The following is a 23308-nucleotide window of genomic DNA, read 5'->3' as shown; positions in this document are numbered from 1 at the left end:
CATGTCCGATATTGAACTCCGGCTTACCGGCGGCATAGGCGAGGGCGCAAGCACCCGGACACTGGTCGGCATAGCCGCGGCTGCCCTCATTGTTGCCCTACCTTTCCTCGCCACGGAATACTGGATCAATGCTATCGCCGTGCCGTTCCTTATTCTGTCGCTGGCAGGTCTCGGCCTCAACCTTTTGACGGGTTATGCCGGCCAGATATCGCTCGGCGCCGGTGCGTTCATGATGGTGGGCGCCTATGCGGCATTTGCCTTCCAGCTGCGGCTGCCCGAACTGCCGCTGCCATTGGCACTGATAGCAGCCGGCATCGTCGCCGGCGCGGTCGGGTTCGCCTTCGGCTTTCCCTCGACCCGCATCAAGGGTTTCTATCTGATCGTCAGCACGCTTGCCGCGCAGTTCTTCTTCGAATGGCTGTTTCTCAAATTTCCGTGGTTCTACAACGGTGATCCGTCCGCCACGATCTCGCTTCCAGCGGGTCTGTCCGTCTTCGGCATCGATCTCAACAGCCCGCACGGACGCTATTACCTGACGCTCGCCAGCGTCGCCGTGCTGACCTGGCTTTCCTACAATCTCGTGCGCAGCCAGACCGGTCGCAACTGGATGGCCATCCGCGACATGGATACGGCAGCGGCCGTGATCGGCGTGCCGATCCTGCGCGCGAAACTCCAGGCCTTCGCCGTATCGAGCTTCATCTTGGGCATTGCGGGCGCACTCTGGGCATTTGCGTATCTCGGATCGGCCAGCGTGCAGAGCTTCGGCCTGACGCGATCCTACCAGATACTCTTCATCATCATCATTGGCGGCATGGGCACCATTCGCGGCGCTTATTTCGGAGCCGCCTTCGTCAGCCTGTTGCCGCTGGCGCTCGACTGGCTGTTCCAGCGGCTGCTCGGCGGCCATGTCGACGCCGGACTGCTTCAAAACATCCAGAAGGTGATCTTCGGGGTCCTCATCCTCTGGTTTCTCATCAAGGAACCGGAGGGACTAGCCCGCTTGCTGCAAAGACAGCGTGGAGATTTAGGCAATCGCCGCCTTGCGCGGCTCAAAATCAGGAGACAGACGTGAAGAAACTGATCATTGCCGCGCTTTTGGCGGGTGGCGCCTTCGTGGCGAGCCCCGCCACGCTCAACGCCGCGGATGTGTCGCAATATATCCCGCTGCCGACCTATCGTGTCGGTGCCTACGCCTCTTCGGGCGAACTCTGGTGGGCAGGCGAAAGGGACTATTTCCGCTATATCAATGAGGTCGAGGGCGGCATCGACGGGATAAAACTCAACTACGAAGAGTTCGAGACCGAGTGGAGCCCGGACCGGACTGTCGAGGTCTACGAGCGGGTCAAGGGCGGCAAGGATGGTTCGCCGATCGCTTTCTTCTTCACGCACGGCACGCCCGCGACCTATGCGCTGCTCGAGAAGGCTGCCGCCGACAAGATCCCGCTGATCGATCCGGCCGGTGGGCGCACCGAATCCATCGACGGCAGGGTGTTCCCGTATGCCTTCCCGCTGCTGTTCAGCTATTACAGCCAGGCCTCGACCGGCATCAACTATATCGCGTCCAAGGTCGGTGGGTTCGATAAGCTCAAGGGCTTGAAGATAGCAACCGTCTATCACGACAGCGCCTATGGGCGTGCCACCCAGCCCGCTGTCGACCTGCTCGCCAAGAAATACGGCTTCGAGAACATCCAGATCCCCGTCGCCGATCCAGGCAATGAACAGTCGCCGCAATGGCGCCAGGTCCATGAGCTGAAGCCGGACTGGGTGTTCTTGCGCACCTGGGGTGTCTCCACCGTGGTGGGCATCAAGACGGCAGCCCGCTTCGGCTTTCCGGCCGATCATATCATCGGCGACGTCTGGGCCGGCTCCGAATCCGACGTCATCCCGGCCGGGAAGGCGGCGATCGGCTATTCCGCCCTTGCGCCTTATCCGGCGGGGGCCGATTTCGAGATCCATCAGCGGCTCAAGAAATTCATTCTCGACGCCGGCAAGTCCGACCTGCGCGATCAGAAGTATTTCGGCGCCGTCAATTACAATGTCGGTCTGGTCAATGCCGCGCTCGCCGTGGAGGCGCTCCGCACCGGCTACAAGAAGTTTGGCGCTCGTCCCCTGAATGGCGAGGAAGGCCGGTGGGCCTTCGAGCATCTGACCATCGACGAAAACCGTCTCAAGGAGATCGGCTTTGTCGGCCTGCTGCAGCCGATCCAGATCACGCCGCTTGACCATGAAGGCGGCGGCGCTGCCCGCATCCAGAGCTGGGATGGCAAGAAGTGGGTTCTCCAGACCGACTGGATCAAGGCCGACCACGAAGCGCTACGGCCGCTGATCGAGCAGCAAGCCGCCGCCTATGCCAAGGAACACGGCATCGCACCGCGTACGCCAGATACCGAAACCAATTGATATTCCACTTGATAGTCCCACCGGGGGAGGGGCGTCGTGCCCCTCCTTGCCTGAAACAGGAGTTCACCATGCACCAAAAGCTCGCCATGCACCAAAAGCTCTTGCGCGCTGCCCTGGCGGCTGCCACTTCGTTGCTGCTGCTTGCCAGTGCAGCCAAGGCCGTTGAAACCCAGCCGGGTCCCGACAGCGACAAACAGTTTTTCCCGATCGCCAGCTATCGCGTCGGCCCCTATGCGGCGTCGGGCGCTTCCATCTGGGCCGGGCAGATCGATGATTACCGCTATATCAACGAAGTCGAAGGCGGCATAAACGGCGTCAAGATTGCCTGGCAGGAATGCGAGACGGAATGGACGGCCGAAAAGGGCATCGAATGCTATGAGCGCTTCAAGCACGGGCTGAACGGCGCTCCGGTCGCCGCCTATTTCCCGAACGGCGCGCCTGCCGCCTATGCACTTTCCGACCGCGCGGCCGCGGACAAGATACCGCTGGTAACACTTGCCTACGGTCGCACCGAGGCCACCGACGGGCGTGTGTTCCCCTATATCTTTCCGGTCATGGTGACCTTCTACAGCGAGGCGTCGGCGGTCGTGAACTATGTTGCCGAGCGCGAAGGCGGCTTCGACAAGCTCAAGGGAAAGAAGATCGCCACCGTCTACCATGACAGCGCCTATGGCCGCGAGACGCTTGATCCGCTCGCCCTTCTGGCAAAGAAATACGGTTTCGAGAATATCCAGATTCCCGTTGCCGATCCGGGCAGCGAACAATCCTCGCAGTGGCGGCAGGTCCGCGAAGCAAAGCCGGACTGGGTGTTCCTGAGAACCTGGGGGGTTTCGACGCCGGTAGCCATCAAGACCGCGGTGCGTTTCGGCTTTCCCGCCGACCACATCATCGGCGATGTCTGGGCTTCGTCCGAGGAAGACGTGATCCCGGCCGGCGAAGCGGCGGAGGGATATCTGGCGCTGACGCCTTATCCGGCCGGCGCCGACTTCAAGATCCACGAGCGTTTGAAGAAGGACATCATCGACGCCGGCAAGTCCGACCTGCGCGATACCAAGGCCTTCGGCAGCGTCTATTACAATTCAGGTCTCGTCGGCGCCCTGCTCTCTGTGGAGATCGTTCGGCAGGCCCAGGCCAAGTTCGGCAACCGCCCGATCACCGGAGAAGAAGGCCAGTGGGCGCTGGAGCACCTGAAGCTTGATGACGCAGCCCTTGAAAGGGCAGGTTTCCGAGGCCTGGTGCAGAACCTCCAACTGACGCCCGCGGACCATGAGGGCGGCGGCGCGGTGCGCGTGCAGCAATGGAACGGGTCCAAATGGTCTCTCGTCAGCGACTGGGTGCAGGCCGATCGCACAACGCTGCGTCCGTTGATCGACGCGAAATCCGAGGCCTATGCCAAGGAGCATGGAATTACGCCCCGCGATATCGGCAGCAACTGACAGGACGCGGCGGCCGCTTTGACGGTTTCCCACGATAAGGAGAAACGCCATGACCACGACATCGAAGCCCGTCGCCCCGGCGGCTGATCAGGACACCCTTCTCGAAGTGTCGGGCATCGAAGTCGTCTATGGGGGCGCCATTCTGGCCGTCGCCGATGTGTCGCTGACGATCGGCAACGGCGAAATCGTTGCTTTGCTTGGAGCGAACGGTGCCGGCAAGAGTACTGTGCTCAAGGCGATTTCGGGCCTGGCCAGCGCCGATCGGGCCAAGGTGGGCCGGGGGCATATTCGCCTCGACGGTGAGGATATTCTCGGGCTTGCGGCCAACAGACTGGCAACGCGGGGCATCGTCCACGTCATGGAAGGGCGCCATGTCTTCTCGCATCTGACGGTCGAGGAGAACCTCTTGACCGGCGCATTTCTGCACCGGCCAAGCCGCAAGGAGCTGCAGCGTCAGCTCGACGACGTCTACGGCTGGTTTCCACGCCTGCGCGACAAGCGGCGCACGCATGCCGGGCTTGCGTCCGGCGGCGAACAGCAGATGCTGGCCATCGGCCGGGCGTTGTTGACGCAACCAAGGCTCGTCCTGCTCGACGAGCCCTCCATGGGGCTCGCACCGCGCATCGTTCAGGAAATCTTCGCGATCATCGCGCGCCTTAACCGGGAGAAAGGGACGGCCTTTCTGCTGGCGGAGCAGAATGCGGCTCTCTCGCTTGCCTACGCACAGCGCGGCTATGTTCTTGACACCGGCCGCGTGGCGCTCGAAGGGCCGGCGGCCGACCTTGCAGCGCGTGACGATCTCCACCGCATCTATCTGGGCGACGCGCCCTGACGCAGTCGTCGCGTTCGATCCGCGAATGTCTTCGAGGATGCATCTCGCGGGCAGAGGCCGGCGGGTGAGGTCCGACCGTCGAGAAGGCCGGGCCGGCTACCGGTCGCCGATCAACGCGGCGCGTAGCGCCTGGATCTGCCGGTTCAAGGCATCGAGCTCGGCCAGCGTCATGCCCGAGCGTTCGACCAAGGTCTCGTTCAGACAGTTGCACTGGACCAGCAGCGCGCGCCCGGCTGATGTCAGGTCGACCTGCACCTGGCGTTCGTCGGTCTGGCTGCGCTGGCGGGTCACCAGCCCGGCTTGCTCCATTCGCTTCACCAGCGGCGTGACGGTGCTCGATTCCAAAGCCAACCGGTTGGCGATGGTGCCGACCGACATCCCATAGGCCTCTCCAAGTGCGTTCAGCACCAGGTACTGCGGATAGGTGATGCCCATCTCGTCCAGCATCGGCTTGTAGGTGCGGTTGATCGCCATGCTGGTGGCATAGAGCGTGAAACAGAGCTGATTGTCCAACGGGAGAGGCACGGCGCATTCCTTTTGCCAATATGGGCATCAATTCGATACCACGAAAAATGATATCGCGATACATATTTTTGTAGACAAGGGTTTTGGGCTCCGTTAGCTATATCGTTATCGCGATATTGTTTATCGCGGAAATAACCAGAAGGAGATTGAGATGACCTCGCAAACCAAGCCCAGCTCCGGTAGCGGCACGATCACCACCAAGGACGGAACGCAGATTTACTACAAGGACTGGGGGACCGGGCAGCCTGTCGTCTTTCATCACGGCTGGCCGTTGAGCAGCGACGATTGGGACGCCCAGATGCTGTTCTTCCTGTCACAGGGCTACCGTGTCATTGCCTATGATCGCCGAGGTCACGGCCGCTCGACCCAGACGGATATCGGCAACGAGATGGATACCTATGCCGCCGATGTGGCGGAACTTGCCGCCCATCTGGGTCTCAAGAACGCCATTCATGTCGGCCATTCGACCGGCGGCGGCGAAGTGGCACGTTATGTCGCTCAATATGGCGCCGGCGGCCGTGTCGCCAAGGCAGTGCTGATCGGCGCGGTACCGCCAATCATGCTCAAGACCGCGGCCAATCCCGACGGCTTGCCGATCGAGGTTTTCGATGGCTTCCGCTCCGCCCAGGCAGCCAATCGCGCCCAGTTCTTCCGCGACATTCCATCAGGTCCGTTCTACGGCTTCAATCGTCCGGGTGCGGAGGTATCGCAGGGCGTCATCGACAATTGGTGGCGCCAGGGCATGATGGGCGGCACCAAGGCGCATTATGATTGCATCAAGGCCTTCTCGGAAACCGACTTCACCGAGGATCTGAAGGCGATCGACGTGCCTGTGCTGGTCGTGCACGGCGACGACGACCAGATCGTTCCCATCGCCGACTCGGCGCTGCTGACGATCAAGCTGCTCAAGAAGGGCGAACTCAAGGTCTACAAGGGCTTCCCGCACGGCATGGCCACGACCCATGCGGACGTCATCAACGCCGACCTGCTGGCCTTCTTCAAGGCGTAAGGCGCTTCCGAAGAGACTACAAAGCACCCGCCCTCAGGCGGGTGCAGTTTGTGGGTTCAGATCCGCCTGATCTAGGCGGCCGCCTGCGCCTTGCGCGCTTCCTTCATGTTCGGCAGGAACACGGTGAGCAATCCAAGAAACGGCAAATACGAGCAGATCTGGAAGACGAAATCGATGCCCTTCATATCGGCGACGATACCGAGCACGGCCGCCGCGATGCCGCCCATGCCGAAGGCGAAGCCGAAGAAGATGCCGGCGATCATGCCGACGCGGCCCGGCACGAGCTCCTGCGCAAAGACGACGATGTTCGAGAAGGCCGAGGACAGGATCAGGCCGATCAGCACCGTCAGCACCATTGTCCATTCCAGATTGGCGTAGGGCAGGGCGAGCGTGAAAGGCAGCACGCCGACGATGGAGAACCAGATCATCGCCTTTTGCCCATAGCGGTCGCCGAACGGGCCGCCGAGCAGGATGCCCAGCGCCGAGGCACCGAGGAACAGGAACAGCATGACCTGCGACATCTGCACCGAAACGCCGAACTTATGCATGGAATAGAAGGTGTAGTAGCTGGCGAGGCTGGCGATGTAGGCATTCTTGCTCAGCACCAGCAATGTCAGCACGATCAATGCATTCGTCACCTTGCGGCGCGGGAAAGGCGAAACGAAGCTCGCCGCCTTGCGGGTGCCCTGCGCGGCACGCAGCCGGCTGTACCAGCCGCCGACCTGCCACAAAACGATGATGCCGATCAGCGAGCCGACGGCGAACCAGGAAATGCTGGTCTGGCCGAACGGCACGACGATGAAGGCCGCCAGCAGCGGCCCCATGGACTGGCCGAAATTGCCGCCAACCTGGAACAGCGACTGCGCCAAGCCGAAGCGGCCGCCGGAGGCGAAGCGGGCGATGCGCGAGGATTCCGGATGGAAGATCGCCGAGCCGATGCCGATCAGCGAGGCGCCGATCAGCAGCAGCGAATAATGCCCGGCATAGGCGAGCACGATCAGGCCGATCAGCGATGCCGCCATGCCGTAGGGCAGCGAATAGGGCATCGGCCGCTTGTCGGTGATCATGCCGATCACAGGCTGCAGCAGCGATGCCGTCACCTGAAAGGTGAAGGTCAACAAGCCGATCTGCCAGAAATCGAGGCCATAATTCTCTTTCAGGAGCGGGTAAATGGCCGACAGCAGCGACTGCATGATATCGTTGATGCAATGGCAGAAGCTCACCGCCAGGATGACGGTGAAGGCCGTCGCCTGGGCTGAAGCGTGACTGGTGGTCGCCGGTGGGGCGACGCTGGCGGCTGTCGTATCGGTCAAGGTAGGCTCCGTGGTCTTTTTGGCGGGCACACCCGCAGGCAGTTGACGGACGCTCCTGCGGCCGCCTTGTCGGACGCTCCTGTGGGGCGCCTGGGGACGGTGCCTTATAAGCCGCTTGCGACACGACTTCTTTCGTGGTTTGGTCCAATAGTTTCGCAAGTGGGCCATATCGGATGCCGCACGGCAAAGAAGTCTTTCACGTCGGCAATGCCAATCTCGGCCAGTTGCACGAGAGCCGTTGGCAATGGCTTGAGCAAGTGGCCGGGCCGGCGGTGGCACTGCCGACCGAATATCCGGACGGCTACCGCGTGCCGCAGCACCGCCACAGCCGCAGCCAGCTCTTGCATGCGCTTGTCGGCGTGGTGCTGGTGACGACGCGGTACGGGCGCTGGATGGTGCCGCCCGACCACGCGATGTGGATTCCAGCCGGCACCGAGCATTCCGTCGAGATGCTGGGCGATGTCTCGATGCGTTCGGTTTATGTCATGCCTCAGGCGATCCCCGGGCTGCCTGAAGGCTTGCGCGTCGTCGGCGTCACCGACCTGATGCACAGCCTGATCGTGGAATCGGAAAAGCTGCCGCAAGGCGGCGTTCTGGAAGGACGCGGTGGGCTGATCATGAACCTTTTGCTGCACGAAATCCCGACCTTGCCGGAACGGCCTCTCGGGCTGCCATTCCCGTCCGATCCAAGGCTGTCGGCGCTGTGCCGGCGCTTCGTCGCGGCACCGTCGCCGCACGCGACGATCGACGAGTGGGCCGATGCAGCCGGCATGAGCCGGCGTTCGTTCACGCGCGCCTTCCAGCGCCAGACCGGCCTGTCGCTGTCAACATGGCGCCAGCAGGCCTGCCTGTTCGCGGCGCTGCCCAGGCTGGCGGACGGCGAGCCGATCACCAGGGTGGCGCTCGATCTCGGCTATGACAGCGTGCCGGCCTTCATCACCATGTTCAAGCGCATGCTGGGGACCTCGCCGCGCGGCTATATGCGCGGCGCACGAGAGAGCGTCGAGGTCGCTCGTCGCCTGATCGGGCCGGTTCGGTTGGAAAGCTCTGCGCCGTAACGGCAGGTGCTGTTCTAGAAGCATCTCACCGTTTCACGGAAACGGCGATCTGCTCTAACTCTTTGTCGCAGTTCTAGACGGAAAACCGCTTCACACTTTTCCTGGAATTGCTCTAGTCGAACAGGCTCGACACCGATTCTTCGGTCGCGGTGCGCGAAATGGCTTCGCCCATCAGGTCGGCGATCGAGATGACGCGGATGTTGGGAGCATCGAGCACGCCCTGCGTCGGCTGGATGGAATCGGTGATCACCAGTTCCTGGAGCTTCGAACCGCTGATGCGGGCAACCGCGCCGCCCGACAGCACGCCGTGCGTGATATAGGCGGTGACGCTGGTGGCGCCGTTGGCCAGCAGCGCATCGGCGGCGTTGCACAGCGTGCCGCCGGAATCGACGATGTCGTCGATAAGCAGGCAATCCTTGCCGGCGACCGCGCCGATGATGTTCATGACTTCCGATTCGCCGGGACGCTCGCGGCGCTTGTCGACGATGGCCAGTTGCGCATCGAAGCGCTTGGCCAGCGCACGGGCGCGGACCACGCCGCCAATGTCGGGCGAGACCACCACGACGTTGCCGAGCTGCTTGTATTTGGCCTTCACGTCGCGGGCCATCACCGGCACGGAAAACAGATTGTCGGTCGGAATGTCGAAGAAGCCCTGGATCTGGCCGGCATGCAGGTCAAGCGTCAGAACGCGGTCGACACCGGCGCGGGTGATCATGTTGGCGACCAGCTTGGCCGAGATCGGCGTGCGGCCGGAGGCGCGGCGGTCCTGCCTGGCGTAGCCGAAATAGGGGATGACCGCCGTGATGCGCTTGGCCGAGGAACGCATGAAGGCATCGATCATGATGAGCAATTCCATCAAATGATCGTTGGTTGGGAACGAGGTCGATTGCAGGATGAAGACATCCTCGCCGCGCACGTTTTCCTGGATTTCGACGAAGATTTCCTGGTCGGCGAAGCGCCTGACCGTGGCTTTGCCCAGCGGGACGTTGAGGTACCGGGCGACCGCTTCGGCCAGCACCCTGTTGGAATTGCCCGCGAAGAGTTTCATGCACGGTTCCTGGTGGAGGATGATGAGACCTGACGGACTCGCTTGCGCCCTTTAACCGGGCTTTTAGCGGCCCGCGCCGGTATTGCAAGCGCCGAGATCGGGAATCCGCCGGCTAAACTCAAGAAAGCTCCGCGCCATCGCCGGGCTGCCACAGGGAGCAGCGGACTTGCGCTGCTCCTTCTTCTCGTTGGGCATCGGATTTTCCCAAAACTGTCTCCACTTTTGGGTCCGATGCCTCTAGCCGGCCTTGCCGCCGAGCCAGGCCGCGAATTGGTCGATGGTCTGGTCGGCGATCGTCTGCATGGTGGCCGGCGAGACCCCCTTCCAGCTGTCGCCGCCCACGCTGGCGCCGGAATTGACCGACGGGGCCTTCTGCTGACCATTGATGCGGTGCAGCCGGTTGCCGGCGGGGTCATAGACATCCCAGACATAGATGACGGTGGTGTCGGCGCCTTCCGACATCGTCGAGAAATAGCCCTTCAGCACATGTGTCACGGTCTGGTCGGCGCTGCCGGCGAGCGTGATACCGCGCTGCCTGGCGCGGGTCTGCAACTCCGCCGTCAGAGGTGTCGCGGCTTCTACCGAAGCGCCGACGATCGGCGCGATCTGCAGGCGGGTCTTCGACAGGATGGCAGCGCTTTGGGCTGATGTGACCGGTGCGGCGGTGGTTGCGAAAGCGCCCGCCGTGCTGGTGGCGGGCCCGGCCGGAACCGTGCTGCCTGACGTTGCGGGCAGCGTCTGGGTCGACGTCGCCGGCGGCGTGATCGCCGACGGTTCGAGCACGTCCTTTGCGTTGGTGCAGGCGGCAAGAGCCAATGCCACAAGCAATGACACGGTCGTCACATGCGATCGTCTCATTTGCCTTCTAACTCCTTGGCGAAGAACGCCTCCCATTGTGGATTCACTGTACGATCAAGTCGAGATCATGGCGGGACAGCGGCTTGGGCTGGGATTCGGTGGTCAGGTAGGTGCGGCCAAGCGTCATCGCCGTCTCGGTATCGGAGTCCATGATGATCATATGGGCGAACAGCGTCATGTTGGGCGCGATCGGTTCGGGATTGCCCTGGTAGAACATCGGCATGTCCATCCAGGACGGGGTGAAGCGGGCGCCGACTGAATAGCCGCAGGCGTTCAGCCGGTGCTTGGTCAGGCCGTGCGCCTCCATGGTGCGGGCATGAGCATCGAAGACGTCGCCGAAGCTGTTGCCCGGCATCATCGCCTTCTCGACAGCCAGGAGTGCTGCGCGGGCGGCGTCGAACAGTTCCTGATGGCGCTTCGACACCTTGCCGGTCAGCACCGTGCGCATCATCGGCGCATGGTAGTGGTTGAAGACGCCGGCCCATTCGAGCGTCAGCTGGTCATTTTTGGTGAGCTTGCGGCGGCCGGCCTTGTAGCGGCACAGCAGCGCATCGACGCCGGAGCCGATGATGAATTCGTTGGCCGGATAGTCGCCGCCGCCGGCAAAGATCGCACCCTGCATGGCGGCCAGGATCAGGGCTTCGTCGCCGCCCTGCTTGATCAGCGGCAGCGCCGCGTCGAGCGCATCATCGGAAAGATTGGCGGCCTTCTCGGCCTTGGCGACCTCGGCCGGGCTCTTGAACAGGCGCAGACGGCCGACAATGCCGGACGCATCGGCGATCTGGCCGAAGGTCTGCAACTGTTCGTCGAGCCGTCGGCCATTGAACGCGGTCAGGCCATGGGTGTCGTATTCGACACCGATGCGGGCGCCGAGCAGGTCGAGTTCGTTGAGCAGATTGCGCAGGTCGACCGCCGGATTGGCGCCGTTGCGGTCCGTCCACAAGACGATATTGTCGATAATCGAGGTCTGACGCGCCTGGCGCAGGTCGGCCGAGCGGGTCAGAAGCACCATCGAACCGTCGGCCTTCACTACCAGGCACTGGAAGAAGCAGAAGCCGAACGTGTCGTAGCCGGTCAGCCAGTACATGCTTTCCTGCGCGAACAGCAGGATGGCGTCGAGCTTCTTTTCGGCCATCTCGATGATCAGCCGGTCGCGCCGCGCGTCAAATTCAGATCGTTCAAAATGCAGCGCCATTATTCCCTCTCCAAGACAATTGCCGAAACCTGCCGGCCGTAATCGGGCTCCTTGCGATGCGTGGTGCGCCGGTAGGAGTAGAACAGGCCTTCCTCGGCGTAAGTGCAGCGGTCAAGGCCCTCAGCCGTCACGCCGGCCTTGGCCAACCGGTCAACCGTGTAGCGGTTGAGATCGAACATCGCATGGCCGGCATTGGCGGACGGCGCGAAATAGAGGATGTTTTCGGCGGCGACTTCGACAAAGCGGGCGACGAATTCCGGGCCGACCTCGTAGTTTTTCGGGCCGATGGAGGGGCCTAGCACGGCGACGATGTTTTGGCGCCGGGCGCCGAGGCTTTCCATCGCCAGGATGGTGTTTTCGAGCACGCCGGTGAACGCGCCTTTCCAGCCGGCGTGCGCGGCGCCGATGATGCGCGCCTGCGCATCGGCGAACAGCACGGGACCGCAATCGGCGGTAGAAGCGCCGATGGCGATGCCCGGCCGGTCGGTGACGATGGCGTCTGCCTTGGGCCGCTCGCCGGCAAAGGGCTCCCTGGCGATGATGACGTCGGGCGAATGGACCTGCCAGGCGGTCAACAGATGGCTCGCCGGCACGCCCATCCATGCCGCGACGCGGCCGCGGTTCTGCGCCACAAGCATCGGGTCGTCATTCGATCCGGTGCCGATGTTGAGGCCCTGGTAGATGCCGCCGGAGACACCGCCGACGCGGGTGAAATAGCCGTGGCGGATGCCTTGTGCCCGCGCCTTGTCCAGCAGCGGCGACCGAACGGGATCCGGTTTGGTCTGATTCAGCATGCGGGCGTTGTTGTCCGTGTGGGCGGTTTCGTCAAGAAGAAGGTGCTTGGTCGAGAACAGGCGCTGCAAAGCGCGGACGGGAGATTGGGAGGGGTGGCGGTAAAAAGTCAATCCGCCCCGGCGAAAGGCCGAACCTCCACGCCGCGGGGTAGCACCGCAAGCACCTTGAACAGCTCGCCCATGGCTTGCGGCCCTGCGAGGCGCTCGACGTCCCCGGCGATCCTTTCGCGCGCCGCCTGGCCGGCATCGGCGCCAAGCCGGCCGGCGCGCTCGAGGATACCCATGCCGAGGAGGAAGTCGCCCTGTGTCGTCAGATGGGCTTCGAGGCCATGTGCACGCACGATCGCGGCAAGGGCGGCGAAATCGACATGGGAGGTGAGGTCGGCCTCACCGGGATTGGCCAGCACATCTTCGTGATCGTGGCTGCGCAAGGCCTGAAGCGTGTCCCCGACACCCGGCTGGAAATGGCCGTAGTCGAGAAACAGGCCAACGCCGCCATGCCTGGATATGCGCTCGGCGATCGTTGCCATGAGCGCGGTGCGGGCAGGCGCCACTTCGGCAATCGCACCTTGCGGCGCTTGAGTGGCATCGGCGGGCAGCAGCGTCGGGTCGACCGAACCGGCGCCGGCGAAGAAGCAAAGGTCGTTGGTCTCGTCGAGGCCGACCATGCGCTCGCGCCAGCCGGTGCCGGCTCGGACGAACTGGCGGATGGGCACGGCGTCGAACAGTTCGTTGCCGACGATGAACAGCGGTTGCTGCGGCAAGGTCTCGATGGTTTCATGCCAGCCAACCGCGAAGGGTGTGGCGCCAAGCGTCTGCTTCTGCACCTCGGTCAGGCGCGGGCTGGTCTCGATCATGGCGAAGGTGGCGCCGCTGGCCAGATCAGGATCGAGCCGCGACAGCGTACGCAACATGTCCTTCATCAGCGTGCCGCGGCCGGGGCCGATCTCGGCGATGGTGGCCGGCAGCGGCCGGCCGCTCGCCTGCCACGCCTGGTACATCCACACGGCGACCAGTTCGCCGAACATCTGGCTGATTTCCGGCGCGGTGATGAAGTCGCCGCCCGCACCAAAAGGCTCGCGCGTCGTGTAGTAGCCGTCCGCCGGGTCGAACAGGCACAGCGCCATGTATTCGTTGATCGGAAGTGGCCCCAATGCCTCGATCAGGTCGACGATGCGGGTTTTCAGCCGTGTCATGCCGGCTGCGGCTGCGCCACCGGCCTGGCGGTCAGCATCGCCCAGATACCGGCCAGCACCATCGGCGTCGACAGGATCATGCCCATGGTCAGCCAGTTGGTGCCGAGGAGGTAGCCGAGCTGCTGGTCGGGCTCGCGGAAGAACTCGACGAAAATGCGCGACAGGCCGTAGCCGCAGATGAAGGCGCCGCCGACGAAGCGCGGCGTCTTCAGCTTGAGGCGCGAATGGGTGAGGATGCGCAGCACGAGGAACAGCACCACGCCTTCGAGAAGCGCCTCGTAGAGCTGGCTCGGGTGACGGGCAAACGGCCCGCCATTGGGGAATTCGAAAGCCCAGGGCACGTCGGTCGGGCGCCCCCATAGCTCGGAGTTGATGAAGTTGGCGACGCGCACCAGGCCAAGGCCGACCGGCACGCCGGCCGCCACGACGTCAAACAGCGACCAGATGCGGATGCCGCGCTTGATGGAAAACAGCGTCATGGCGAGGATGACGCCAAGCAGGCCGCCATGGAACGACATACCGCCTTGCCAGACCGCCAAGATGTCGAGCGGGTGGGCGATGTAGCGTGGCAGATCATAGAACAGCACATAGCCGGTGCGGCCGCCCAGCACGACGCCGATGGCCGCCCAGACGATGAAGTCGTCGAGATCCTCCGGCTTCATCGGCAGGACGCCGTTCGGCCATAGCTTGGCATTAGAGGCGAGCCGCTTGGCATACCACCAGGCGAACAGGATGCCGACGATATAGCCGACGCCATACCAATGCACCGCCAGCGGCCCGATCTGGATGAGGATCGGGTTGATGTTGGGGAAGGGTAGGGAGGCCAGCGGCAGCAGGAAATATTCGTTCAACGGGGAACTCTCATTGCGAAACGCGTTTGCGCGCGGACCATGCGGCAGGGTTTTGGCAGGGTCAAGGCAAGGTGGGCGCCCTCGACTTGATGCCGCAGCGCGGCGCAACATGCTTGCATTCGACGCGCGGCGCCATTACCTCATTTCGAGCAAGCGAGGATTTGCCATGTCGACCGGACCGAACCGCATTCTCGATGAATTCGCCAAGCTGATGACCGATGCCGCCGGCGCTGCCCAGGGCGTGCGCCGGGAGGTGGAGACCGCCTTCAAAGGCCAGGCCGAACGCATCCTCAACACCATGGACGTGGTGCAGCGCGAAGAGTTCGAGGCCGCGCGCGAGATGGCCGCCAAGGCCCGAGAAGAAAACACCCGCCTTGCCGCCCGTATCGAGGTGCTCGAGGCGAAGCTTGCGGAACTGGCCGGTGACGCCGCACCGGCGGCGGCGGCCAAGCCCCGCGCAAAAAAAAATAATCGTTAAACTTTTCCACATAGCCCGATCCTGAAAAGCGCTTTGCCGTGAATCGCTTAACGGCATTGCATGAATCTTTGTGACAGCGGCTTTCCACATGCGAATGACGCAGTGCGAAAAATTGGGCTGTTCACGCGACTCCCGATCAATAGACTGAATTTGTTGCATGATTCGGAGCAGGGTCATGCGACCGGGCGGTGGGGTCCGGTCTGGGGTCTTTGCGTCGAGAAGTAGTCTTTTGCGCAGGAAAGTCCTGGCCGTCCGAGTTCTAGACAAGATTGTTCGTTGTGTGTGCCCTCCCGCGGAGCGTGTGGCGGCGCTCGTACAGAACGACAGGAAGCATTCCATGGAACTTCTCGAACTCGAATTCTCCCGCGAAATCCATCCGGTGGATGTTATCGAGCAGGTGGCCCACAACAACGACTGGTCCTTTGAGCGGGCAGGCGACGACGAGATTTCGATCTCGGTTGCCGGAAGCTGGACCGACTATCACGTCTCCTTTTCGTGGATGGAGGATTTCGAAGCGCTGCACCTGGCCTGTGCCTTCGACATCAAGGTGCCGGAGACCCGCGCGCTGGAAGTGATGCGGCTCTTGTCGTTGATCAATGAGCAGATGCTGTTTGGCCATTTCGACCTTTGGGAGCAGGAGGGCGCGATTATGTTCCGCCAGTCGCTGCTGCTGGCCGGCGGGGTCGAGCCGTCGAGCCAGCAGGTCGAAGTGCTGCTGTCGTCGGCGCTGGAAGCCTGCGAATGCTATTTCCAGGCGTTCCAGTTCGTCGTCTGGTCGGGAACCTCGGCCAAGGACGCCCTGGCCGGCGTGCTGTTCGAGACCTACGGCAACGCCTGAGTCCCCGTAAGGCAGACAAGACCAAGATGAGTTCGAACAGCGAGCGCAAGCCCGAGATCAGTTTTGCCGATTTCGATCGTGTCGACATCCGCGCCGGCACGATCGTCGAGGCCGAACCGTTTCCCGAGGCGCGCAAGCCCGCATTCAAGCTGAAGATCGATTTCGGCCCCGGCATCGGCATCAAGAAATCGTCGGCGCAGATCACCAAATATTATACACCGGAGACGCTGATCGGCCGGCAGGTGTTCGCGGTGGTCAATTTCCCGCCGCGCCAGATCGGTCCATTCATGTCGGAAGTGCTGACGCTCGGCTTTCCCGACGAAGAGGGCGCTGTGGTGCTCGGCGCGATTGAGCGCAAGGTGCAGGATGGCGGGCGGTTGTTTTAGGCTAGAGGAACGACCGTCGCGTTCCTTCGCGCTTCCTCCGTGTTGCTGATGTCGAACAGTACGGTGCCGCCAGCCTTTGGTCAGGCCGCCAGCTTGCGCGTTGTGCCCAGTGCTTCCTCGACCGTATCGAGAAACATCTCCGCACAGGCTTTCCAGCTATAGCGCATGGCACGTTCGCGGGCTTCGGCACGGTCTACATTGAGCGCCGCAAGCGAGGCCTCGCGCAGATCGTTGGAGACCGCGCCGCCAAAGCCGTCGCCGACGATGTCGATCGGCCCTGTCACCGGATAGGCGGCAACCGGCGTGCCGCTGGCCAATGCCTCGATGATGACGTTGCCGAACGTGTCGGTGCGGCTCGGGAAGACGAAGACATCGGCCGAGGCATAGATCTCGGCCAGTTCGTCGTTGGGGCGATGGCCGAGGAAATGCGCTTGCGGATATTTTGCCTTGAGCCTGGCAAGCTCGGGGCCTTCACCGACGATCACCTTGCTGCCCGGCAGGTCGAGGTCGAGAAAGGCGGAGAGGTTCTTTTCGATGGCGACGCGGCCGACGCAGAGGAAGACAGGGCCGGGGAAGCCGAGATCCTTCTTCTTGTCGGGCCGGAAATGGTCGGTGTCGACGCCGCGCGTCCACGGCCGCAGCTTGGTGAAGCCGCGCGCTGAGAGGTCGTCTGCGAGCGACTGGGTGGCGACCAGCGTGCCTTGGCCGGAATTGTGGAAATCGCGCAGCCAGCGATAGGCCCAGCTCTCCGGCACCGGCAGCCGTGCGCTGAGATATTCGGGGAAGCGCGTGTGATAGCTGGTGGTGAACGGCCGGCCGGCATTGCGGCAATAGCGCCGCGCCATGATGCCGAGCGGTCCTTCGGTGACGATGTGGATGTGGTCGGCTCTGCCGGCGTCAATCAGCCGCGCGACATGGCCGGGCGTGGTCAGCGCCAGCCTGATGTCGGGATAGGTCGGCAAGGGCAGGGTGCGAAAGATGTTCGGCGTCAGGAAATCCACGGCGACATCGAAGGATTTCAGCGTCTCGGTGAGCCGCTCCAGCGTGTGGACAACGCCGTTAACCTGCGGCCGCCAGGCATCGGTGACCATCAATATGCGCATGGCGGCCCTTTGCAGGAAAGGTCGACGGTTGCCTTGAGACGATGCCGGAACGGCGACCAGCCCGCTGCTCTCGCTTCGCTCCAGCGCACCCGGACGGGCACGGGGTCGAAGATAGACGGTAGGCCCGAATCAATTGAGGTCGCGCGCTTCATGCACGCTCTTGATCATGGTTTCATGACGGGCCGATGAAGCCGGTTTCCACTTTTCGGAATCGTGCCCGGTTATGCGGGAACCTTGATGACAGCGCGCAGTCCGCCGAGCGGGCTGTCTTCAAGAGTGATGTCGCCGCCATGAGAGCGGGCGATGTCGCGGGCGATCGACAGGCCGAGCCCGGTGCCGCTGGCATCGAGGTTGCGGGCCTCGTCGAGCCGCACGAAGGGTTTGAACACGTCCTCGCGCCGGTCAGCGGGGATGCCCGGACCATCGTCGTCGATGGTGACCAGCAGCGAGCCGCGGCCATGGGTGGCGTTGACTTCCACCGTCTTGGCATAGCGGAAGGCGTTGCCGATCACGTTGGACATCAGCCGGGCAAAGGCGTTCGGCCGCACATGCACATCGGGGTCTCCGGCAAGCGTCGTCGACAGCTTGCGCTTGCGCAGCCTGGCCTCCTCGTCGAGCTTCTCGAAATAGGCCTCGAGATCGAACCGTCCGGCGTCTTCCGAAGCCTCGCCACGGGCAAAGGCGAGATAGCCTTCGAGCATCGACTGCATGTCGTCGATGTCCTGGTCGAGCGCGGCCTTGGTCTCGGCCTTGCCGCCGGAAAGCGCCAACTGCAGCTTGAAGCGGGTGAGGATGGTTCGCAGGTCATGGCTGACGCCGGTCAGCATGGCGGTGCGCTGCTCGATCTGGCGCTCGATGCGCTCGCGCATCTGCATGAAGGCAAAGCCGGCGCGGCGAACCTCCTCGGCGCCGCGCGGCCGGAAGTCGCGCGGCATCGGCCGGCCCTTGCCGAAACTTTCGGCGGCTTCGGCGAGCATCAGGATCGGCCGGATCTGGTTGCGCAGGAAGGGAATGGCGATCATCAGGAGCACCAGCGAGGTGCCGACCATCCAGATCAGGAAGATGTGGGTGTTGGAGGCATAGGCCTGGCTGCGGCGCACGAAGACGCGCAGCACCTTGCCCTCGAGCTGCACGCGCACCTCGACGATGTTGGAGTTGCCGACCGTGTCGATCCAGAACGGGCGGTTGATCTGGCGGGTGATCTCGGACGAGAGAACATCATCCAAAATCGAGAAAAACGGTTTTGGGCCGGGCGCGGGCAGCGGGTCGGGCGGCAAGAGGTCGACCTTCAGCTGCATGCGGTCCTGGGCGATGCGGATGATGTTGGTGTAGTCGGCATCGCGCGGATAGGTCTCGATCAGGTCGATGATGGCGGCAATGTCGCGCACGGTGGCCTGCGACAGGCGCTGCGTCACGGTTGCCCAATGACGTTCCATGAAGACGAAGGCGACGACCGATTGCAGCAGGATCATCGGCGCGATGACGATGATCAGCGAGCGGGCATAGAGCCGCTTGGGCATATAGAGCGAGACGAGGCGCCAGAAGCGGTTCCAGGCGCGCGGCACCGCCTTCAGCGTCCGCGCGGCGCGTGCGCTCAAGCCGCCATTGCCCGGCTGTTCCAGTTCCGTGGTTGCCATTCGCTCATTTCGCTTGCCCGCAGCCGCTCAGCAGGCCGCAGGCGGCATTCTATTCCACGCTGAGCCGATACCCAATACCGCGCACGGTCTGCAGCCAGACCGGGTTGGACGGATCGCGCTCGATCTTGCGGCGCAGCCGGTTGATCTGGACGTCGATGGTGCGCTCGCCGACCTCCGAATCGTCACCGACAAGCTCGTGGCGGGGTATCGTCTCGCCGGCCCTTGCCGCGAAGATCGCCAGGATCTCCTGTTCGCGGTCGGTCAGCTTCAGCGCCTCGCCGCCACGCTTCAATTCGCGCCGGGCGATCTGGAAGGTGTAGGGGCCGAAGACCAACTGCTCGACCTTGGGCGTGGTCGCCGGGCCACCACGGCGAAGGATGTTGTTGATGCGCAGGATCAGCTCGCGCGGATCGAACGGCTTCGGCAGGTAGTCGTCGGCGCCGGCCTCAAGCCCTGAGATGCGGCTGTCGGTCTCCGACAGGGCCGTCAGCATCAGGATCGGTACGTTCTTTTCGGCCCGCAGCGACTTGGTCAGGTCGACGCCCGTCTCACCCGGCATCATGACGTCCAGCACCAGAAGGTCGAAGTCGAGGCCGGCAAGCTTGCGCCTGGCTTCGCCGGCATTGCCGGCGACGGTGACGCGAAAGCCGTTTTCGGTCAGATACTGCTTGAGAAGATTGCGGATTCGGGTGTCGTCGTCGACCACAAGCAGGTGTGGCGCGTCGTCGTCCGGTGCGGCCGCGTGATCGACCCGTTCAGTGCTCTCCATGGCTTTTCCCTGACATTTTTGCGGACCCAACGTCGATCTGCGCCCTCAGTTCCGGATTGACCATCGCTTCGAGGAACCGTTCCACCAAGGTCCGTTCGGTTACTCCGGAATCCCCCAATGCAGCATGGATGCGGCGCGACTGTGGCCGCGCCAGCGCCAGCGCCAGCGCACGGCCCTTGGCCGTCGGATAAAGTTCGCGCTGGCGGCGGTCGCGCGGACCTTGCAACTGCACGACATGGTCGGTGTCAATCAACTGCTTGAGCACACGGGCCAGGCTCTGTTTGGTGATCTTCAGCACGTCGAGCAGTTCGGCGACCGTCAGGCCCGGCCTGCGGTTGACGAAATGCAGCACCCGGTGGTGGGCCCGGCCGAAGCCGTAGTCGGCCAGGATCTGGTCCGGATCGGAGGTGAAGTCACGATAGGCGAAGAAGAGCAGCTCGATGATGGCGAAGTCGATGCCGTCCTCGACCGACATCGCGGTCCTGATCGGTTTTCCGGCGGCTGGGCTTCGATCCGTCATTATTTCTCCGTGGGAAAGAGAGATTATGTCAGTACTATTGACGTAATTTCCCTGCAATGGTAATTTTTGACAAGCTTTTGGGCGGATTGCGAACGAAAAGGCAAGGGAAGCCGGTTTTTCCGGAATTTCCTAAGTTTGCCAGAGCGCAATTATCCGCCTACGCTCCACCATAAAAGCCGCTTTGGGCGGCCGACACGAAACACACAACGATACAACTATCCGGGCTGCCGCCCGTGGGAGGTTACCATGGCATCCGTTCCCTTCGATCAACTCGATGGCTTCATCTGGATGAACGGCGAATTCGTCCAATGGGGTGACGCCAAGATCCATGTGCTGACGCACGGGCTGCATTACGCCAGCGCCGTTTTCGAGGGAGAGCGTGCCTATGGCGGCGAGATCTTCAAGCTCAACGAACACACCGAGCGCCTGCATGAATCGGCACGCCTGCTCGGTTTCAATATCCCCTATTCGGTGGCCGAGCTCAACGACGCCTCTTCCACGCTTCTCAAGAAGCAGGGTTTCCAGGACGCCTATGTCCGGCCGATTGCCTGGCGCGGCAGTGAGCAGATGGGCGTCTCGGCGCAGAACAACCGCATCAACTGCGCCATCGCCATCTGGCAATGGCCGAGCTATTTCGATCCTGCGCAGAAGCTGAAAGGCATCCGTCTCGATGTGGCGGAATGGCGCCGGCCCGACCCGCGCACCGCGCCTTCCAAGTCGAAGGCCGCCGGCCTCTACATGATCTGCACCATGTCCAAGCACGCCGCCGAGGCCAAGGGCTATGCCGACGCCATGATGCTCGACTGGCGTGGCCAGGTCGCCGAAGCGACCGGAGCCAACATCTTCTTCGTCAAGGAGGGCAAGATTCACACACCCAAGCCCGACTGCTTCCTCGACGGCATCACCCGCCGCACGGTCATTGGGCTGGCCAAGGATCGCGGCCTGGAGGTGATTGAACGCGCCATCTTGCCGGAAGAGCTGGAAAGCTTCGAGCAGTGCTTCCTGACCGGGACGGCAGCGGAAGTGACGCCGGTTTCCGAGATCGGGCCTTACCGATTCGAGGTCGGCGAAATAGCCAAGAATCTTATGAATGACTATTCTGCGGCCGTTCAGCCCAAGCACGCGATCGCCGCAGAATAACGAAAGTCACAGCTTTTTTAGGAAGTAGGGGCGGTTTTCGGGCCGCCCCTTTTATTTCAGCGTTTCTGCATTTGACTTTCGTCCAATTCGGCGTCTCATGATGGTGTCGGCCCGGGAGGCTGACAGCTATGGAGGGACTAATCATATGGACATGAACACGCTTCTTCCGATCATCATACAGGTGATTACTGGCGTCATCGGTGGTCAGGCGGTCGGTGCGGCGCTCAAGACGGCGGCGATGGGTCAGCTTCCCAAAATCCTGGGCGGAGCCATTGGCGGCGTCGGCGGTGCGGCGATCCTCGGCAGCCTGCTGGGTGGCGGTGCGGTCGATCCGGCGGCTGCGGCAGCAGCAACGAGCGGTCTCGGCAGCGCGCTGAACCTGCAGAACATCGTCGGCGGCGCCGGCGGCGGCGCGATCTTGACCGCCATTCTCGGCGCGGTCATGGGCGCCATGAAGAAGTAGGCAGGCCGTTTCGGTCTTTTCAAATGGGCGGCTTCGGCCGCCCATTTCCGTTTTCGGAGCTACCGATGTTCGTCTTTCGAGGGTGGACGCCCTTTGTCCGCGCCTCTACATCACCCGTGAACATCGAAAGGACGATCATGGGTCAGCTCAATGCCGGCATCGTGCCGGTCACACCGTTCCAGCAGAATTGCACCATCCTGTTCGACATGGATGACAAGCATGGCGTCGTCGTCGATCCTGGCGGCGATATCGACAAGGTGCTGGCGGTGCTGAAGGACAATGCGATCTCAGCCGGGGCTATCTGGATAACGCATGGCCACATCGACCATGCCGGCGGCGCAATGGAGTTGAAGGAGGCGCTCGGCGTCGAGATCATCGGTCCGCATGAGGCCGACAAGTCGCTGCTCGACAATCTGGAAAACCAGGGCAAGCGCTACGGCATCGCCGGAGCGCGTAACTGCGTGCCCGACCGGTTCCTGGCCGAAGGCGAGACCGTGTCGTTCGGCGGCCATGTGTTCGAGGTGCTGCACTGCCCCGGCCATGCACCAGGTCACGTTGTTTATTACAACCGCGCGGCCAAGTTCGCCCATGTCGGCGACGTGCTGTTCCGCGGCTCGGTCGGCCGCACCGACCTGCCGGGCGGCGACCACGCGGCGCTGATCGCTTCGATCAAGGACAAGCTCCTGCCGCTCGGCGACGACATCGGCTTCATCTGTGGCCACGGTCCCGGCGGACGTTTTGGCGAGGAGAGGCGGATCAACCCTTTTTTGACTTGAACCAGGCTCGGAACCGTAGCTGTTTTCATCAGCCTCAAGCGACCGTTGACATTGTAGGGACCACAACAAAAAAGCGCTGGCCTTGCGGTCAGCGCTTTTCTGTTTTGGGGGCAGGGAAGCCCTTGGTTTAATTGGCAGTGCAGAAATGCTGTTCGCCGTCATTGCCGGTGAACGTCCCGGTACGGGAATTGAAGCTGCGGTAGCGGTCCGAGCAGTATTCGTACCAGTCACGCGTCCATGGCTCGGCATAACGATCGGCGTAGACCACCCGCGGCTCCGCATAGTAGCGGCGCACCGGGGCCGGGCGTATCACCACGTCACGATCGTAACCGTCATCGTAGTAGCGGTCAGCGCCGGGCGGCGGCCGGTCATTGGCCAATGCACCACCGATCAGCGCGCCGGCCGCGAGGCCGAGCACGCCGGCGGCAATGGCATCGCCGTTGCCATGATGGCCATGATGACGGCGCCAGTCGCGCGCATTGGCGGCGGGCAAGGCCGTGAGCGTGGTAGCGACCACGGCAGCGGCCAGGACGGCGGTTTTGAAAATTCGGTTCATGTCGATCTCCTTCGTGCCGGCCCGTGTAGTTTCGGGGATGCGGTCCGGCTTTACCGAAGACTAATATGCGACCGTGGCTGAACGGGGGCTGAACGGATTTTTACGTGTCTATTCAAAACAGACGTCA

The 23308-nt window shown here is 62.8% G+C and carries 26 protein-coding genes; 12 read left to right on the top strand and 14 right to left on the bottom strand.

The features are described 5' to 3' along the window. The first annotated feature begins 1 nt into the window (after position 1). The 4 genes from NKJ00_RS13580 to NKJ00_RS13565 all read left to right on the top strand — a co-directional run bounded on the left by NKJ00_RS13580 (position 2) and on the right by NKJ00_RS13565 (position 4668). A complete protein-coding gene (locus NKJ00_RS13580) occupies positions 2 to 1072 on the top strand; it encodes a branched-chain amino acid ABC transporter permease (RefSeq protein ID WP_352630040.1) in 1071 nt (356 codons plus the stop codon). Beyond that, on the top strand, positions 1069 to 2400 hold the full coding sequence (locus NKJ00_RS13575) for an ABC transporter substrate-binding protein (protein ID WP_128303762.1): 1332 nt from the start codon (positions 1069 to 1071) through the stop codon (positions 2398 to 2400). The genes NKJ00_RS13580 and NKJ00_RS13575 overlap by 4 nt, the downstream gene beginning before the upstream one ends. 86 nt (positions 2401 to 2486) lie before the next feature. Next, the gene (locus NKJ00_RS13570; protein ID WP_352630143.1) at positions 2487 to 3836 is read left to right on the top strand and encodes an ABC transporter substrate-binding protein; all 1350 of its coding nucleotides are present in this window, start codon (positions 2487 to 2489) and stop codon (positions 3834 to 3836) included. A 49-nt stretch (positions 3837 to 3885) separates the two neighbouring features. Next, a complete protein-coding gene (locus tag NKJ00_RS13565) occupies positions 3886 to 4668 on the top strand; it encodes an ABC transporter ATP-binding protein (protein ID WP_352610483.1) in 783 nt (260 codons plus the stop codon). A gap of 96 nt (positions 4669 to 4764) precedes the next feature. Here the strand turns inward: NKJ00_RS13565 and NKJ00_RS13560 are convergent, their stop codons facing one another. Further along, complete coding sequence (locus NKJ00_RS13560; RefSeq protein ID WP_352610482.1) at positions 4765 to 5193, bottom strand: MarR family winged helix-turn-helix transcriptional regulator; 429 nt, start codon at positions 5191 to 5193, stop codon at positions 4765 to 4767. Between the two features lie 151 nt (positions 5194 to 5344). On the opposite strand from NKJ00_RS13560, the gene NKJ00_RS13555 reads away from it, so the two are divergent. Beyond that, on the top strand, positions 5345 to 6202 hold the full coding sequence (locus NKJ00_RS13555; protein WP_352630038.1) for an alpha/beta fold hydrolase: 858 nt from the start codon (positions 5345 to 5347) through the stop codon (positions 6200 to 6202). 71 nt (positions 6203 to 6273) lie between these two features. Here the strand turns inward: NKJ00_RS13555 and NKJ00_RS13550 are convergent, their stop codons facing one another. Continuing rightward, positions 6274 to 7515 carry an MFS transporter gene (locus tag NKJ00_RS13550; protein ID WP_352610480.1) on the bottom strand — a complete coding sequence of 414 codons (1242 nt, stop codon included), beginning with the start codon at positions 7513 to 7515 and terminating at the stop codon, positions 6274 to 6276. A gap of 173 nt (positions 7516 to 7688) precedes the next feature. Here NKJ00_RS13550 and NKJ00_RS13545 point away from each other — a divergent pair, with 173 nt between their 5' ends. Further along, positions 7689 to 8573, top strand: a complete 885-nt coding sequence (locus NKJ00_RS13545) for an AraC family transcriptional regulator (RefSeq protein WP_128303764.1) — start codon at positions 7689 to 7691, stop codon at positions 8571 to 8573. Between the two features lie 112 nt (positions 8574 to 8685). On the opposite strand, the gene NKJ00_RS13540 is transcribed toward NKJ00_RS13545, so the two are convergent. The 7 genes from NKJ00_RS13540 to lgt all read right to left on the bottom strand — a co-directional run bounded on the left by NKJ00_RS13540 (position 8686) and on the right by lgt (position 14515). After that, the gene (locus NKJ00_RS13540; protein WP_013530002.1) at positions 8686 to 9621 is read right to left on the bottom strand and encodes a ribose-phosphate pyrophosphokinase; all 936 of its coding nucleotides are present in this window, start codon (positions 9619 to 9621) and stop codon (positions 8686 to 8688) included. 63 nt (positions 9622 to 9684) lie between these two features. Then, positions 9685 to 9816, bottom strand: a complete 132-nt coding sequence (locus NKJ00_RS13535) for a hypothetical protein (protein ID WP_281040476.1) — start codon at positions 9814 to 9816, stop codon at positions 9685 to 9687. Between the two features lie 42 nt (positions 9817 to 9858). Further along, the gene (locus tag NKJ00_RS13530; protein WP_352610477.1) at positions 9859 to 10479 is read right to left on the bottom strand and encodes a hypothetical protein; all 621 of its coding nucleotides are present in this window, start codon (positions 10477 to 10479) and stop codon (positions 9859 to 9861) included. 43 nt (positions 10480 to 10522) lie between these two features. Continuing rightward, on the bottom strand, positions 10523 to 11674 hold the full coding sequence (locus tag NKJ00_RS13525) for a M24 family metallopeptidase (RefSeq protein ID WP_128303766.1): 1152 nt from the start codon (positions 11672 to 11674) through the stop codon (positions 10523 to 10525). Then, complete coding sequence (gene pgeF, locus NKJ00_RS13520) at positions 11674 to 12468, bottom strand: peptidoglycan editing factor PgeF (RefSeq protein ID WP_128303767.1); 795 nt, start codon at positions 12466 to 12468, stop codon at positions 11674 to 11676. Before pgeF ends, NKJ00_RS13525 begins: the two co-directional genes overlap by 1 nt. A gap of 107 nt (positions 12469 to 12575) precedes the next feature. Continuing rightward, the gene (locus NKJ00_RS13515; protein ID WP_128303768.1) at positions 12576 to 13664 is read right to left on the bottom strand and encodes a class I SAM-dependent methyltransferase; all 1089 of its coding nucleotides are present in this window, start codon (positions 13662 to 13664) and stop codon (positions 12576 to 12578) included. Continuing rightward, positions 13661 to 14515: a prolipoprotein diacylglyceryl transferase gene (gene lgt / locus NKJ00_RS13510; protein ID WP_128303769.1), complete on the bottom strand. Its 855-nt coding sequence runs from the start codon at positions 14513 to 14515 to the stop codon at positions 13661 to 13663. Before lgt ends, NKJ00_RS13515 begins: the two co-directional genes overlap by 4 nt. 166 nt (positions 14516 to 14681) lie before the next feature. Here lgt and NKJ00_RS13505 point away from each other — a divergent pair, with 166 nt between their 5' ends. The 3 genes from NKJ00_RS13505 to NKJ00_RS13495 all read left to right on the top strand — a co-directional run bounded on the left by NKJ00_RS13505 (position 14682) and on the right by NKJ00_RS13495 (position 16217). Continuing rightward, positions 14682 to 14993: an accessory factor UbiK family protein gene (locus tag NKJ00_RS13505; RefSeq protein WP_128303770.1), complete on the top strand. Its 312-nt coding sequence runs from the start codon at positions 14682 to 14684 to the stop codon at positions 14991 to 14993. Positions 14994 to 15330: 337 nt separating this feature from the next. Then, positions 15331 to 15831: a type III secretion system chaperone family protein gene (locus tag NKJ00_RS13500; protein ID WP_013893499.1), complete on the top strand. Its 501-nt coding sequence runs from the start codon at positions 15331 to 15333 to the stop codon at positions 15829 to 15831. A gap of 26 nt (positions 15832 to 15857) precedes the next feature. Beyond that, positions 15858 to 16217 carry a tRNA-binding protein gene (locus NKJ00_RS13495; protein WP_128303771.1) on the top strand — a complete coding sequence of 120 codons (360 nt, stop codon included), beginning with the start codon at positions 15858 to 15860 and terminating at the stop codon, positions 16215 to 16217. A gap of 80 nt (positions 16218 to 16297) precedes the next feature. Here NKJ00_RS13495 and NKJ00_RS13490 read toward each other — a convergent pair whose 3' ends face one another. The 4 genes from NKJ00_RS13490 to NKJ00_RS13475 all read right to left on the bottom strand — a co-directional run bounded on the left by NKJ00_RS13490 (position 16298) and on the right by NKJ00_RS13475 (position 20246). Beyond that, a complete protein-coding gene (locus NKJ00_RS13490; protein WP_128303772.1) occupies positions 16298 to 17320 on the bottom strand; it encodes a glycosyltransferase family 4 protein in 1023 nt (340 codons plus the stop codon). Between the two features lie 221 nt (positions 17321 to 17541). After that, positions 17542 to 18957: an ATP-binding protein gene (locus NKJ00_RS13485; RefSeq protein ID WP_023809807.1), complete on the bottom strand. Its 1416-nt coding sequence runs from the start codon at positions 18955 to 18957 to the stop codon at positions 17542 to 17544. Positions 18958 to 19006: 49 nt separating this feature from the next. Beyond that, positions 19007 to 19726, bottom strand: a complete 720-nt coding sequence (locus NKJ00_RS13480) for a response regulator (RefSeq protein ID WP_013530014.1) — start codon at positions 19724 to 19726, stop codon at positions 19007 to 19009. Beyond that, on the bottom strand, positions 19713 to 20246 hold the full coding sequence (locus NKJ00_RS13475; RefSeq protein WP_027039379.1) for a MarR family winged helix-turn-helix transcriptional regulator: 534 nt from the start codon (positions 20244 to 20246) through the stop codon (positions 19713 to 19715). Before NKJ00_RS13475 ends, NKJ00_RS13480 begins: the two co-directional genes overlap by 14 nt. 246 nt (positions 20247 to 20492) lie before the next feature. On the opposite strand from NKJ00_RS13475, the gene NKJ00_RS13470 reads away from it, so the two are divergent. From NKJ00_RS13470 to NKJ00_RS13460, 3 genes are all read left to right on the top strand, one after another. Continuing rightward, positions 20493 to 21386: a branched-chain amino acid aminotransferase gene (locus tag NKJ00_RS13470; protein WP_127297709.1), complete on the top strand. Its 894-nt coding sequence runs from the start codon at positions 20493 to 20495 to the stop codon at positions 21384 to 21386. Between the two features lie 145 nt (positions 21387 to 21531). Next, positions 21532 to 21849: a hypothetical protein gene (locus tag NKJ00_RS13465; protein WP_023809804.1), complete on the top strand. Its 318-nt coding sequence runs from the start codon at positions 21532 to 21534 to the stop codon at positions 21847 to 21849. Positions 21850 to 21986: 137 nt separating this feature from the next. Next, the gene (locus NKJ00_RS13460) at positions 21987 to 22625 is read left to right on the top strand and encodes an MBL fold metallo-hydrolase (protein WP_352440472.1); all 639 of its coding nucleotides are present in this window, start codon (positions 21987 to 21989) and stop codon (positions 22623 to 22625) included. A 127-nt stretch (positions 22626 to 22752) separates the two neighbouring features. Here the strand turns inward: NKJ00_RS13460 and NKJ00_RS13455 are convergent, their stop codons facing one another. Continuing rightward, complete coding sequence (locus NKJ00_RS13455; protein WP_023809802.1) at positions 22753 to 23181, bottom strand: BA14K family protein; 429 nt, start codon at positions 23179 to 23181, stop codon at positions 22753 to 22755. Positions 23182 to 23308 lie beyond the last annotated feature (127 nt).

The organism is Mesorhizobium sp. M0227, assembly GCF_040321855.1.
Lineage (GTDB): Bacteria > Pseudomonadota > Alphaproteobacteria > Rhizobiales > Rhizobiaceae > Mesorhizobium.
Note: the sequence above shows the minus strand (reverse complement) of the source record. Positions and strands in the feature narration are given on the sequence as shown.

Coding starts and splice junctions, on each gene's coding strand:
- NKJ00_RS13580 (WP_352630040.1), top strand. CDS start 2: ATGTCCGATATTGAACTCCGGCTTACCGGCGGCATAGGCGAGGGCGCA.
- NKJ00_RS13570 (WP_352630143.1), top strand. CDS start 2,487: ATGCACCAAAAGCTCTTGCGCGCTGCCCTGGCGGCTGCCACTTCGTTG.
- NKJ00_RS13565 (WP_352610483.1), top strand. CDS start 3,886: ATGACCACGACATCGAAGCCCGTCGCCCCGGCGGCTGATCAGGACACC.
- NKJ00_RS13555 (WP_352630038.1), top strand. CDS start 5,345: ATGACCTCGCAAACCAAGCCCAGCTCCGGTAGCGGCACGATCACCACC.
- NKJ00_RS13545 (WP_128303764.1), top strand. CDS start 7,689: ATGCCGCACGGCAAAGAAGTCTTTCACGTCGGCAATGCCAATCTCGGC.
- NKJ00_RS13540 (WP_013530002.1), bottom strand. CDS start 9,621: ATGAAACTCTTCGCGGGCAATTCCAACAGGGTGCTGGCCGAAGCGGTC.
- NKJ00_RS13535 (WP_281040476.1), bottom strand. CDS start 9,816: ATGCCCAACGAGAAGAAGGAGCAGCGCAAGTCCGCTGCTCCCTGTGGC.
- NKJ00_RS13530 (WP_352610477.1), bottom strand. CDS start 10,479: ATGAGACGATCGCATGTGACGACCGTGTCATTGCTTGTGGCATTGGCT.
- NKJ00_RS13525 (WP_128303766.1), bottom strand. CDS start 11,674: ATGGCGCTGCATTTTGAACGATCTGAATTTGACGCGCGGCGCGACCGG.
- pgeF (WP_128303767.1), bottom strand. CDS start 12,468: ATGCTGAATCAGACCAAACCGGATCCCGTTCGGTCGCCGCTGCTGGAC.
- NKJ00_RS13515 (WP_128303768.1), bottom strand. CDS start 13,664: ATGACACGGCTGAAAACCCGCATCGTCGACCTGATCGAGGCATTGGGG.
- NKJ00_RS13505 (WP_128303770.1), top strand. CDS start 14,682: ATGTCGACCGGACCGAACCGCATTCTCGATGAATTCGCCAAGCTGATG.
- NKJ00_RS13500 (WP_013893499.1), top strand. CDS start 15,331: ATGGAACTTCTCGAACTCGAATTCTCCCGCGAAATCCATCCGGTGGAT.
- NKJ00_RS13495 (WP_128303771.1), top strand. CDS start 15,858: ATGAGTTCGAACAGCGAGCGCAAGCCCGAGATCAGTTTTGCCGATTTC.
- NKJ00_RS13490 (WP_128303772.1), bottom strand. CDS start 17,320: ATGCGCATATTGATGGTCACCGATGCCTGGCGGCCGCAGGTTAACGGC.
- NKJ00_RS13485 (WP_023809807.1), bottom strand. CDS start 18,957: ATGGCAACCACGGAACTGGAACAGCCGGGCAATGGCGGCTTGAGCGCA.
- NKJ00_RS13480 (WP_013530014.1), bottom strand. CDS start 19,726: ATGGAGAGCACTGAACGGGTCGATCACGCGGCCGCACCGGACGACGAC.
- NKJ00_RS13475 (WP_027039379.1), bottom strand. CDS start 20,246: ATGACGGATCGAAGCCCAGCCGCCGGAAAACCGATCAGGACCGCGATG.
- NKJ00_RS13470 (WP_127297709.1), top strand. CDS start 20,493: ATGGCATCCGTTCCCTTCGATCAACTCGATGGCTTCATCTGGATGAAC.
- NKJ00_RS13465 (WP_023809804.1), top strand. CDS start 21,532: ATGGACATGAACACGCTTCTTCCGATCATCATACAGGTGATTACTGGC.
- NKJ00_RS13460 (WP_352440472.1), top strand. CDS start 21,987: ATGGGTCAGCTCAATGCCGGCATCGTGCCGGTCACACCGTTCCAGCAG.
- NKJ00_RS13455 (WP_023809802.1), bottom strand. CDS start 23,181: ATGAACCGAATTTTCAAAACCGCCGTCCTGGCCGCTGCCGTGGTCGCT.